The organism is Pedobacter sp. KBW01 (genome assembly GCF_003852395.1).
Taxonomy (GTDB): domain Bacteria; phylum Bacteroidota; class Bacteroidia; order Sphingobacteriales; family Sphingobacteriaceae; genus Pedobacter.
Genome location: NZ_QAJQ01000006.1, coordinates 82608 through 94566 on the forward strand (window position 1 = coordinate 82608; position 11959 = coordinate 94566).

Consider the following 11959-nt stretch of genomic DNA (forward strand, 5'->3'; position numbering starts at 1 on the left):
AGCCTTTCTATTGCATTAAGATTACTATCAGATCAAGCTGGAAATGACGGGGTTAGGGCTTAGGAAATTGCAAATCACTTTGTGTCCTTTGCGAGAAAACTTAGCGTTCTTTGCGGTAAATTACAACAAAAAAGACCAGCGCTTTTGGCCCTGGTCTTCTGAGTATTATTAAAGGATTTTGTTTTTTATTTTAAGTAGTATATCACCGCGTAAATAATGGCTGCCAGTGTAGCTGAAACCGGGATGGTTAAAATCCATGCCCAAATCAGGTTAATGGTTACACCCCAACGTACTGCCGATACACTTTTAACAACCCCTACCCCTACAATAGAACCGGTTATGGTATGCGTAGTAGAAACCGGAATACCGAAGTGTTCGGTAATACCCAATGTTACCGCACCAGCACCTTCGGCAGCAACACCTTCAAGTGCAGTTACCTTGGTAATTTTCGATCCCATGGTTTTTACAATTTTCCAGCCACCACTCATAGTACCTAATGCTATGGCAGAGTAACAGGCAATTGGAACCCATGCAGGCATGGCTTCGAAGTTAGGAATCACCTTTGAAGCGATTAAAGCTGTTGCAATAATACCCATTACTTTTTGAGCATCGTTACCTCCGTGGAAGAAACTTAAGGCAGCAGATGATAAAAGCTGCAGACGTTTAAACCATTTTTCGGCTGTTGCCGGCTTGGCATAACGGCACACATTGATAATGATAAGCGTTAAAACCACCGAAATTACCATACCGATTATCGGAGCCAACACAATAAAGGAAACAATTTTAATTACATAACCCATGTTTACGGCATCGAGCGGACTAGCGCCTGTAAGCAAAGCATGTGTCATACCAGCACCTGCAAAACCACCAATTAAGGTGTGCGATGAGCTGGAAGGAATACCATACCACCAGGTTAGAAGGTTCCAGATAATTGCAGCAACTAAGCCTGCCAGAATAACCTCTAATGTAATGTAGTTTTCAATTACAGTTTTAGCAACTGTATTGGCCACTTTGTGGTCGGTAAAATAAAAATAAGCAGCGAAATTAAATAACGCAGCCCATAAAACCGCCTGAAAAGGCGTAAGTACTTTTGTAGAAACAACTGTTGCAATCGAGTTAGCGGCATCGTGGAAACCGTTAATATAATCGAAAGCAATAGCCAGAATTACAACAACAACCAGTAAGGTAGTTACCATGTTTGTTTTTTATTAAGCGTTTTTAACCAAGATAGTTTCAAGCACATTCGCTACATCCTCGCACTTATCTGTTGCTTTCTCTATCGTTTGTAAAACCTCTTTTTGTTTAATTAATTCAATTGCATTGGTTTCGTATTCGAACAAACGGGCTACCGCTAGGGTAAATACATAATCAGCCTGGTTTTCGCCGCTGTTAATGCGGATACAAGCATCAGCAATAACACGGATATTTTTGAAATTGCGCAATTCTTTAATCGCTTTATCAATATCGGTACACATTTCTACCAAAAGCTCGGCAATTTTAACAATCGGCTCATTAATGGTATTCATGTTATACATCTGCATGCGGTTAGCTGTGCCATAAATGTAATCGGCAACATCATCAACAGCAGTAGCCAGTTGGTGAATATCTTCACGGTCAAAAGGCGTAATAAAGTTCCGGCTTAACTCAAGAAAAATTGAATGGGTAATATCATCACCTACATGCTCCAGTCGCTCAATTTCTTTAAAAATGGCTTTTCTGTTTTCCGCATCGGCTGTGCTCACCATTGCTAAAAGGGCTTCAGCAATTTTTAATGCATTGCTTCCTGCCTGCTCGAACAGTGGATGAAACTTTCTGTCTTGAGGCGTAAAGAACTTAAAAATATTGTTCATGTTAATTTTTAATATGTTGCAAAGCTACAAGCTCAATGTTAAGTTAATGTTAATTTCTTAATTATATTAACAAAAACAACATCAAAAATCGCATTACCAATAAGAATGTCAGGATTTTACGCGCAGAGAGGCCCGTAAGCCTTAAACTAATTTTTTAGATTTGGTTTTGAACAGCTAAAAATATAGTGTTCTTACCCTCCCTTTTGCAAAGTAAATGCAAAGGTTGTTCCGATACCAGGTGTACTTCTTACCGATATGGTTTGTTGGTGTGCCTCTAAAATGTGTTTTACAATGGCTAAACCTAAACCGGTTCCGCCTACCTCGCGCGCACGATGGGTATCGATGCGGTAAAAACGTTCAAATAACCTCGCCAGATGCTTTTCTTCAATGCCAATTCCGTTATCGGTAACTTCAATCAAAACCTGATCGTGCAATTCGAAAATCTTAATGGCTGTTTCGCCTCCATCAATCCCATATTTAATACTGTTTACCATCAGGTTAATCAACACCTGACGTATCTTTTCCCGATCGGCAGAAACGGGAGTTATGGCAGTATATTTATCTTTAAAGAAAAGTTTAATGTTTTTGCTCTCCGCCCTGTCTTCCAGGTTTTCCATCACCTCTTTGGCCAGTTGCACAAAATCAAATTTCTGGTAATTGATGGGCGATTCGCCTGTTTCCAGCTTCGAAATGGCATCCAGATCGTTAATCAGGTAACTCAAACGCTCTACGTTGTTTTCGGCCTTTTTTAAAAATAACACAGCCTGATCCGGATCGTCTACCAAACAATCCTGCAAGGTTTCGATATAACCCTGAATAGCAAAAAGCGGTGTTTTAAACTCGTGCGAAACATTGGAAAGGAACTCTCTCCTAAATTGCTCCTGCTTTTTAAGCAAGTCGATTTCCTTTTTCTTCGCACCGGCCCATTCTTTCACTTCCTGCTCTACATCATTAATTGGATCGGAGCTTACATACTCACCAAGGGCATCTTTTAAATCTTTACCTAATTTAAGGTTATGAATAAGCTTATAAATGAGTTTAATTTTGGTATAGATGTATTTTTCGAGCAGATAATAAAAAACGAGGAAACTGCTTAGAAACGATACACCGAAAGAGATAGCCAGGTAATACCAGCTATGCTGAAAGTAAAAATTAACCATACCAATAGATAGACCTACGGCAAGGGCAGTAAACAAAACCAGCACACTTAATTTCATGTGGCAATTTAAAGCTTTTATGTTAAATATGTGTTAACAGCAGGGCATAAGTTGCCTGCTCCGGGACAAGCTGTTTGGTAGAGCGTATAAACGCAAAAAGCTTTCCCTGTTGAGGAAAGCTTTTCACTTTAAATATTGTTGTTAGTATTTTTTAGTAGAATCTGCTTTAGCTGGAGTTGTTGCAGCAGGTTTAGTGCTGTTTAAGTTTCCACCAAGTGGTGATGGTGAAGGTGTTTTATCTAAACGCTCTTGAATAGCCGAACTTCCAACAGCAGCTTTACCACCGCTGGTTTTAGCGATTGTAGTAATTGACAAGGTTAAAACAACGATTGCCGTTAATAAAACCCAAGATCCTTTTTCTAAAACATCGCCGGTACGTTGAACACCAAACATGTTACTGGTGCCACCGCCTGTAGCTAAACCACCACCTTTAGGGTTTTGTATAAGTACAAATAAGCCTAAAGCGATACATACAATAATTAATAAAATGATTAAAAAGGTTACCATGGTAATATAATTTTTAAAATTTCTTTTCTATAGATTGGATAAGGTCGGCAAAGTAACCACTTTTTTCTGGATATTTCAAACTTAATTTTTTATAAGTATCTATGGCTTTGTGGTAAAGCATTTGCTCAATATAAATTTTGGCTAAAGTTTCCGAAACCAGGTCGTAATGATCTTCTGCACTTTTCTTGGCCTTATTTTCATTATCAATCAGTTCGGGCTTTGGTGGCTTAATGGTAGGGTCTTCTTTTAAAAACCGTTCAATAATTTCGGCACCTTTCACATCCTTAACTTCGGCAGCAGGATATTCGGCCAAATGGTCTGCTACTTCGAAAGGGGTTTGAATGTGAAAAATATGCTCAACGTACTGCTGCTGAAATTCTGCCTTTTCTTGTGGCTGAGTGGTTTGTGGCTTTGGTTTTTGCTTAGCCGGTTTTGCCTGCGCATAAGGTTGAAAAATCTGTTCGTGCTCTGCCCTGGTTTTAGCCAGCCACCATAAAAAGGTATAGGGAAGCTCATCGTCATCGTACTTAGAAACGAAATTCTTTTCCAGACTATCAGGTACTACCGTTTCAATTTCAGGTGCCGGAGCAACTACTTCAGTACTTGTCTTTTCTTCAAAAGCGAAGAAATCGATTGCCGATGCGGCCTCGATAAAAGAGTGATCTACAGCAGGCAGATCTACCAAATGGTTGTCTGAACCTGGTAAATGATCGGGGGTTTCTACTTCAACAGCCTTGTTCTGATTTAAGAGAACGGTTGCCGCAGGCTCTCCGATTTCTTCAAAAACTTCCTGCTCATCTAACTCAACAGTATCGGTTGCTTTAACCGGTACCATATTTAAAATATGGAACAGTACGTGCCCCTGGCCATATAATGCGGCCTTAGGAACAAATGCCGCATTAGCCCTTGCCAAAAGCAATTGAATAGGCTGCGCATAAGGAAACTGTTCAGCCATTTCCTGCAACATGGATGCATGCTCTGGACCAACCTTTCCGGGTTGCGCAATTAAATCTGCCAGTAGCTGTTTGTTATCCATTATTGAGGTTTGCTGCTAAGTTAAAAAAATGTAGACGGGTTTTTAAAAATTTTGTGTTTAACGGGCCGTTTTGCCTACCACTGTGCAAAAGCACGGTTAAAAATATCTTCTACCAATTGCTTGTTAATATTTTCGATAGCGCCTGGCAATAAAGATTGAATGGGTGCACCACCTACCGGAAAATCGAAATAACGGGTAAAGCTTTCTTCAAAGCTCTCTTTCTCGTGCTCTTTGATGTTATTTTTATACTTTACCGAAACGGTAATGGTAAGCCTGTTGGCGCCCGAGGTTGGTGTAGCACTGTTTTGAAGTGCCACCGGTTTAATATCATAGCCTGTAATCCTGCCCTCGAAAGAGGCGTCAGATTCACCGGTTACCAGAATGAGTTTGGTTTGGGTACGGATCCGGTTTTTTAAAGCCTCCGTAAGCTGGTTACTTAAGGTAGGTACTACCAATGGCGCATTGTTTTCGAATAAACGAATAGCCACATTTTTTAAGCCTGTTGTAGATGCTCCGCTAAATTTGTACGAGCACGAACTCAATACAGTAGCAACCAATATCAGCGCAAGTATTTTAATTTTCATCATGATATATTGTTATGCTTTTTTACAGCATGCTTATAACGGCAACAGTGGCTTAAACTTATAAATTTAATTCTTTAATCTTACGGTACAGGGTACGTTCTGATATACCCAGTTCCTGGGCAGCAAACTTGCGCTTGCCTTTGTGCTTTTTCAACGCTTTTTTAATCAGGTCCGATTCCTTATCAATCAGCGATAACGATTCTTCTACCTCTTCGGCATCGTGCGTAAAATAATCAGCATTATTGCTGCCATTGATGTTATTATTGCTTGGCGCGGGTTGTTGTATCGTAAACGCATGTTCTTGTCCGGCAGGCAACTCTACATCACGGTACAGCTGGTTAATGTATTGCGGGTTATCGGCCAAAACAGTTGCAGTATTGCCTCCATGCTGAATAATCTCAGCAACCAGTTTCTTCAGCTCAACCATGTCCTTTTTCATATCGAAAAGAACTTTGTACAAAATATCCCTTTCTGTAAAATCTTCTTTTGACTGAGAATTGATGGCCATTGGCAAATTACTACCTGCCTCGTTAGGGATATAATTTAATATAGCCTGACCGGTAACATTGCGATCTTTCTCCAGCACGCAAATCTGCTCGGCAATATTTTTTAACTGACGCACGTTTCCGGGCCAACTGTAATTGGTTAAAATTTGTATGGCATCTGGTTCGAGGTGCAAAGCCGGACTACGGTATTTATCGCTAAAATCGGCTGCAAATTTTCTGAACAACAAATAAATATCTTCTTTACGCTCCTGCAAAGCCGGGATACGCAATGGAACAGTATTTAACCTGTAATATAAATCCTCGCGGAATTTGCCGTTCTTAACGCGGTTGTACACATCCACATTGGTTGCGGCAATAATGCGTACATCGGTTTTTTGCACTTTAGATGAACCTACGCGCAAATATTCGCCGCTTTCTAAAATCCGCAGCAAACGTGCCTGGGTACCTAAAGGCAATTCGGCAACTTCATCTAAAAAAATGGTTCCGCCGTTGGCTACTTCAAAATAACCTTTACGTGCCTCGTGTGCGCCGGTAAAAGATCCCTTTTCGTGACCAAAAAGTTCCGAATCTATCGTTCCTTCGGGAATGGCACCGCAGTTTACTGCAATAAAGGCACCGTGTTTACGGGCGCTCATTTGGTGGATAATTTGCGAGAACACCTCTTTACCGCTACCGCTTTCGCCGGTTATCAATACCGACATATCAGTAGGCGCTACCTGGCTGGCAATATCTATAGCACGGTTAAGCAAAGGCGAATTGCCAATAATACCGAAACGTTGTTTAATATTTTGTGTATCCATTCTTCTTTAATGTTTCGTCACACTGAACTTGTTTCAGTGTCTCTTTGGTTTAAGATGCTGATCCAGATAAATCAGAACAGCATAACGGATTTACGACACGATTTTACCGATCAGTGTAGCAGATGTACATTTCTCGATAAATACATTTGCGTACTGGCCGGGTTTAACGCCTTCAATAGCCGGAAAAATGGCCATCGCACCGCTATCACCTCTTCCGCAATAGTCTTTATCTGATTTTTTTGAAGTGCCTTCAATTAAAACACGAACGGTTTTTCCTACCCACTCCTGCAAACGCATTAACGAGTGCGCCTGTTGCTTCGCCAGAATTTCGGCCAAACGGCGTTTCTTAACATCTTCAGGGATATCATCTTCGAATTTCCGTGCAGCTAAAGTACCCGGACGCTCAGAATAGGTAAAATTATAGGCAAAATCGTACTCCACATAATCCATCATACTCAACGTTTCCTGGTGCTCTTCTTCTGTTTCGGTACAGAAACCGGCAATAATATCGGTCGAAATTGCACAACCGGGAATAATATTACGGATGGCATCGATACGGTTGATATACCATTCGCGGGTATATGTCCGGTTCATCAATTCAAGCACGCGTGTATTACCCGATTGAACTGGTAAATGGATATAGTTACAAATGTTATCGTATTTGGCAATGGTGTGTAAAACTTCGTCGGTAATATCTTTAGGGTGCGAAGTAGAAAAACGCACTCTCAAATCGGGGCTAACCAAAGCTGTTTGCTCCAAAAGCTGCGCAAAATTTACGGTTTCGGTGCCATCTTCCGATGTCCACGTATACGAATCTACGTTTTGGCCTAAAAGGGTAACCTCACGGTAACCACCATCAAACAAAGTTTTTGCTTCTTCAATAATCGAATGCGCATCGCGGCTACGCTCACGGCCACGGGTAAATGGTACCACGCAGAACGAGCACATGTTGTTGCAACCGCGCGTAATTGAAATAAACGCGGTAATGCCGTTGCTGTTTAAACGTACCGGGCTAATATCGGCATAGGTTTCCTCGCGCGATAACAGTACGTTAACAGCCTTGTGACCACTTTCTACCTGCTCAATTAAGTTTGGTAAATCGCGGTAAGCATCAGGACCTACTACTACGTCAACTAAACGCTCTTCTTCTAAAAATTTAGATTTTAAGCGCTCAGCCATACAACCCAAAACGCCAACAATTAACTTCGGATTACGGCGTTTTTCTACCCCAAACTGCGACAGGCGGTTTCTAACCCTGGTTTCTGCATTTTCGCGGATTGAACAGGTATTGATAAAAATCACATCGGCCTGATGGTAATCCCCTGTGGTTTCAAATCCAGTTTCCGACAAAATAGAGGCAACAATTTCGCTATCGGCAAAATTCATGGCGCAACCATAACTTTCGATATATAATTTGCGGGCATCGGCTTTTACTGGCGTATCTAAAATTAACGCTTCGCCTTGCCTTGCCTCATCATGCGTCTTATCTGGTACTTGTAAATCAATCATTATTTAAAAACATTTTGGGGATTGCAAAAATACACAAATAAAATTAAAAGTGACAAATTGACATATTTTGTTTAAATGTTTACAGTATGATTATGATCCCGCACTTTTCGTGTTAATAAAGCGTACCCTTATCTGGTTTTTACCAAAGCATATCCAACTTTGGTCCTTCCGCTTTAGACTTTAAGCTTTCGGCCTATCAAAAACCTTTCTCCCTTACATCTGTTACGTATCAATTAAGCCATAAAAATGACAGCTCAACATAAAAACAAAGTTTGGATCTGGATTGGCAGTATCCTTGGGATCTTAATCCTGATTTTATTATTCGGCGCCATGTTTTTGAGTGCCAGATGGAAGCCCCTGCTTACCGAAGAAATAAAGGCCGGGGTGTATAATGGTTCGCACCACCTCTATCAAATCGATTTTAAAAGCATCAACCTGAATGTAATTACAGGTAGTCTGGCCCTACGCGATGTAACGCTAACCCCCAACCCTTTGGTTTTCGATAGTTTAAAAGTAGCCAGGCTGGCACCTACGCATACCTTTGAGCTGAAGTTAAAAAAACTACAGATTAGCCGCGTTGGTATATTAACGGCCTATTTTAAAAAAAAGGTAGCAGTAAGCGAAATTATTTTACAGCAGCCTTCCATCAATATGATTTACAACAAGGTGCCTAAAAAAGCCGATACCATTAAAAACGAAAAAACACTTTACGACCAGGTATCGAAGATTTTTAAATCCATCCATGTTAAGGCGATAAAGATTGTAGATGCCGATTTCGATTATATTAATAAAACGGGAACTAAAAAAGTAAAAAACTCAATTAAACACCTCGATATTACGGTTAACGATTTTTTACTGGATTCGCTTTCAGGTAATGATACAACCAGGTTCTATTATACCAAAGATATATCCTTTCAGCTTGCGGGCTATAAGTCCGTTACCAAAAATAAAATGTATTCGATGAAGGTAGATACCATTACGGGCTCTGCCAAATCAAAACGCATAACCGCTAAAGGCTTTACCCTTTTGCCTTTGTACTCCGAATTAACTTTTACCCGGAAATACAAGGTACAGAAAGACCGCTACAATTTAGCTTTTGATAAAATAGAACTTAACGGAGTTGATTTTGTTGCCTTAAACGCCGATCAAACGCTGCACGCTCGCTCGTTAAAAATAGGCCCGGCTAATGTAGAAGTATTTATGAGCCGTGAATCGCCACCTCCACCAGGTTTTGATAAAGGCCAAAATTATCCCAACATGACCTTGAAACGGTTAAACTTACCTACCATTATTGATACCGTAAAGCTTAGAAATGTAGATGTAAAATACGCTGAATATAACCCTGCCAGCAAAAAAACAGGCTCCGTAGAGTTTAAAGGGCTAACCGGAACCATTTTAAATGTTACCAATGATAGTACACGTTTAAAGCAACATAATCATGCCCTCGCCGATCTCGATTCGCGCTTAATGGGTGCAGGGAAATTGAATGTAAAAATCGATTTTAACCTCACCGATCCCAATGGGGCCTTTAGTTACAGCGGAAACCTGGGCAATTTTGACCTGAAAAACTTAAACCCTTTATCGAAAGCGCTTGGATTAGTAGAAATAGAAAGTGGCAATGTACAGCATATCGATTTTAGAGCAGATGGAAATTTAAGGTCGGCGAGCGGCTCGATGAACATGTTGTATAGCAATTTAAAAATAAAACTCTTATCTGATAATATTGATGGAGAAGGAACCAAAGAAAAAGGCTTCTTATCTTTCCTCGCCAATACCGTATTGGTGAAAAATGAAAACCCACAAAAGGGAGAAGCAGTGCGTCGGGCTACCATGACCAATAACCGGATCAATTCGGCATCGTTCTTTAACCTGATGTGGAAAACGGTTTTTGTGGGCATTAAAGATATTGTAGGTGTGAGCGTAGTGCCTGAAAAAAATCCGGTAAAACAGCAGAAGGTAATTGCCAAAAAGATCAGGGAGCAAAAACGGGCAGATAGAAAAGCTGCCAGGAAGGCAAAAAGAGAAAATAACTAAGTCTAAATGCCTTACAATTATCTTTATAACTGTATATTGCTGTTAAAAAATTGTCCCCGTTTTTAATGCCAGCTACTAAAAGATATCGTTATAAAGTTTTAAAATGGATTACGGGCAGCTTGCTCGGTATTTTTCTGGTATTGGCTGGCATTGCCTGGTTTTTAAACGTAAAATCGCGCCCTATGCTTACCAGCAGGATCAAAACCCTGCTTTATACTTCTACCGATAGCTTGTACACCATCAGCTTTACCAAGGTAAGCACCAATATTTTTACGGGTAATGCTACGCTCCAAAATGTAAAAATCACTCCCGATCAGAACCGGTATAAGCAGTTGATAGCCCTGAAACGTGCACCCAATAACCTGTATACCGTTTCATTAAAAAAGCTGGTGGTTAAACGTTTCCACCCCTTAACACTTTACCGCGAAAGAAAACTGCAGCTGGAAGAGGTTTTATTTGATAAGCCCGAGGTTAGCATGGTAAACCGGCAGTTTGCCTTTAACGAGGGCCGGGCACCACGCCCAATTAAATCGCCTTATGCTTTTATTTCCAAAAACCTTAAGGAGTTTAGCATCAAATCGATTCGGTTTAGGGATGTAAGCTTTAAATACGTAAACAACAACCTTAAAAAAGAGGTACCTTTTGCTATTGATGATCTGAATATTACCCTCACCGATTTACTGGTTGATTCTACCTCGGCAGAAGACCCAACCCGTTTTTATCTGCTTAAAGATATTGTCATCAACCTGAACGATTATGCTTACCGCACGCCCGATAAGATGTACGATATTAAGCTGGAAAAGCTCGATTTCAGGGCCAGCACCGGTAAGTTGCGGGTTAACCATTTTGCCCTTGTACCCCTGCATGATGAAATGGCCTTTGGAAAAGTTGCCGGATATGCCCGCGAGCGTTTTAATATCAGCATGAACGACATCATGTTTAACGGGATCGACATGCCCCTTTACATTAGCAAACAAGAGCTTTGGGCAAAAGAGATGGCTATAGCAAATGGCTTTGTTTCGGTATTTAGCCAAAAAGGGCTTAAACAAAAACCGGTAGAGAATAAAATTGGCAGGTTTCCACACCAGCTGCTGCAACGTGTTAACATGCCTATTTTGGTGCAAAAAATACAAGTGAAAGATGTAGGCATTAACTATGCAGTTTACAATAACGAAAGTAACCAGAAAGGACAAATTACTTTTCAGCATACTTCGGGCTTTATTAAAAACGCCACCAACCTTCAAAAAATTAAGGCCATAAATCCAGTTATGGAAGCCAATCTTACTACCTACCTCTGCGGCCAGGGCAAACTGGATGTAAATTTTGTATTCGACCTTACCGCTAATGATGGTGCCTTTTCATATAACGGAACTCTCCATAGCTTTAATGCACGTGTATTGAACCAGATTACCAAGCCGTTGGGGCTTGTACGCATTAACCGAGGCAATGTAGATCAGCTTAAATTCAATTTCAAGGCTAACGATTCGGGCGCTAAAGGCACGGTTGCCTTCTCGTACTACGACCTTTCGGTTGCATTGATGAGGAACGACCCCGAAAAGGATCACCTGGTTACAAGAGGCCTGCTATCATTCTTAGCCAATGCACTAATCATCAAATCAGAAAACCCGGGTCCCGACGGAAAACTTATTCCTTTAAGCGTAAACTATAGTCGCCCGGCCAATACTTCATTTTTTAGCATGATATGGCGCAGCCTTTTTACAGGCATAAAATACAGCATTGGCATTACCGAAGAAAAACAGAACGAAGTGAAGGCGCATATTGCCAAATTTAAGGCCATGAGAGAAAGTCACCTGCAGCGAAAACAGAAAAGACTGGAGCGCCGCCAAAACCGCGAACGATTAGAAAAACGCGAAAAGCGTTAATTTGTAACGTTTGTATATATTTATACTCTAAAC

10 protein-coding genes are annotated in these 11959 nt (G+C 40.7%); 2 read left to right on the top strand and 8 right to left on the bottom strand.

Annotated elements, in window-relative coordinates; genetic code table 11:
* Window positions 1-185 precede the first annotated feature (185 nt).
* From DBR40_RS06065 to miaB, 8 genes are all read right to left on the bottom strand, one after another.
* Entirely contained in the window at window positions 186-1196 is a 1011-nt protein-coding gene (locus tag DBR40_RS06065) for an inorganic phosphate transporter (RefSeq protein WP_124558858.1), read from the bottom strand.
* A gap of 12 nt (window positions 1197-1208) precedes the next feature.
* The gene (locus DBR40_RS06070) at window positions 1209-1850 is read right to left on the bottom strand and encodes a DUF47 domain-containing protein (RefSeq protein WP_199748290.1); all 642 of its coding nucleotides are present in this window, start codon (window positions 1848-1850) and stop codon (window positions 1209-1211) included.
* A gap of 191 nt (window positions 1851-2041) precedes the next feature.
* On the bottom strand, window positions 2042-3067 hold the full coding sequence (locus DBR40_RS06075) for a sensor histidine kinase (protein WP_124558860.1): 1026 nt from the start codon (window positions 3065-3067) through the stop codon (window positions 2042-2044).
* Between the two features lie 141 nt (window positions 3068-3208).
* Window positions 3209-3574 carry a preprotein translocase subunit SecG gene (gene secG, locus DBR40_RS06080; protein ID WP_199748291.1) on the bottom strand — a complete coding sequence of 122 codons (366 nt, stop codon included), beginning with the start codon at window positions 3572-3574 and terminating at the stop codon, window positions 3209-3211.
* Between the two features lie 13 nt (window positions 3575-3587).
* A complete protein-coding gene (locus tag DBR40_RS06085) occupies window positions 3588-4610 on the bottom strand; it encodes a hypothetical protein (RefSeq protein ID WP_124558861.1) in 1023 nt (340 codons plus the stop codon).
* A gap of 74 nt (window positions 4611-4684) precedes the next feature.
* Window positions 4685-5197, bottom strand: a complete 513-nt coding sequence (locus DBR40_RS06090; protein WP_317125518.1) for an LptE family protein — start codon at window positions 5195-5197, stop codon at window positions 4685-4687.
* Window positions 5198-5252: 55 nt separating this feature from the next.
* The gene (locus tag DBR40_RS06095) at window positions 5253-6500 is read right to left on the bottom strand and encodes a sigma 54-interacting transcriptional regulator (RefSeq protein WP_124558862.1); all 1248 of its coding nucleotides are present in this window, start codon (window positions 6498-6500) and stop codon (window positions 5253-5255) included.
* A gap of 90 nt (window positions 6501-6590) precedes the next feature.
* Window positions 6591-8009 carry a tRNA (N6-isopentenyl adenosine(37)-C2)-methylthiotransferase MiaB gene (miaB, locus tag DBR40_RS06100; RefSeq protein WP_124558863.1) on the bottom strand — a complete coding sequence of 473 codons (1419 nt, stop codon included), beginning with the start codon at window positions 8007-8009 and terminating at the stop codon, window positions 6591-6593.
* A gap of 246 nt (window positions 8010-8255) precedes the next feature.
* On the opposite strand from miaB, the gene DBR40_RS06105 reads away from it, so the two are divergent.
* Window positions 8256-10043: a DUF748 domain-containing protein gene (locus tag DBR40_RS06105; protein WP_124558864.1), complete on the top strand. Its 1788-nt coding sequence runs from the start codon at window positions 8256-8258 to the stop codon at window positions 10041-10043.
* 65 nt (window positions 10044-10108) lie between these two features.
* Entirely contained in the window at window positions 10109-11926 is a 1818-nt protein-coding gene (locus DBR40_RS06110; protein WP_124558865.1) for a hypothetical protein, read from the top strand.
* Window positions 11927-11959 lie beyond the last annotated feature (33 nt).

Excerpts from the sequence above, each read along its gene's own strand:
- DBR40_RS06075 (WP_124558860.1), bottom strand. The coding sequence starts at position 3,067 with ATGAAATTAAGTGTGCTGGTTTTGTTTACTGCCCTTGCCGTAGGTCTA.
- DBR40_RS06085 (WP_124558861.1), bottom strand. The coding sequence starts at position 4,610 with ATGGATAACAAACAGCTACTGGCAGATTTAATTGCGCAACCCGGAAAG.
- DBR40_RS06095 (WP_124558862.1), bottom strand. The coding sequence starts at position 6,500 with ATGGATACACAAAATATTAAACAACGTTTCGGTATTATTGGCAATTCG.
- DBR40_RS06105 (WP_124558864.1), top strand. The coding sequence starts at position 8,256 with ATGACAGCTCAACATAAAAACAAAGTTTGGATCTGGATTGGCAGTATC.
- DBR40_RS06110 (WP_124558865.1), top strand. The coding sequence starts at position 10,109 with ATGCCAGCTACTAAAAGATATCGTTATAAAGTTTTAAAATGGATTACG.
- secG (WP_199748291.1), bottom strand. The coding sequence starts at position 3,574 with ATGGTAACCTTTTTAATCATTTTATTAATTATTGTATGTATCGCTTTA.
- DBR40_RS06065 (WP_124558858.1), bottom strand. The coding sequence starts at position 1,196 with ATGGTAACTACCTTACTGGTTGTTGTTGTAATTCTGGCTATTGCTTTC.
- miaB (WP_124558863.1), bottom strand. The coding sequence starts at position 8,009 with ATGATTGATTTACAAGTACCAGATAAGACGCATGATGAGGCAAGGCAA.
- DBR40_RS06070 (WP_199748290.1), bottom strand. The coding sequence starts at position 1,850 with ATGAACAATATTTTTAAGTTCTTTACGCCTCAAGACAGAAAGTTTCAT.
- DBR40_RS06090 (WP_317125518.1), bottom strand. The coding sequence starts at position 5,197 with ATGATGAAAATTAAAATACTTGCGCTGATATTGGTTGCTACTGTATTG.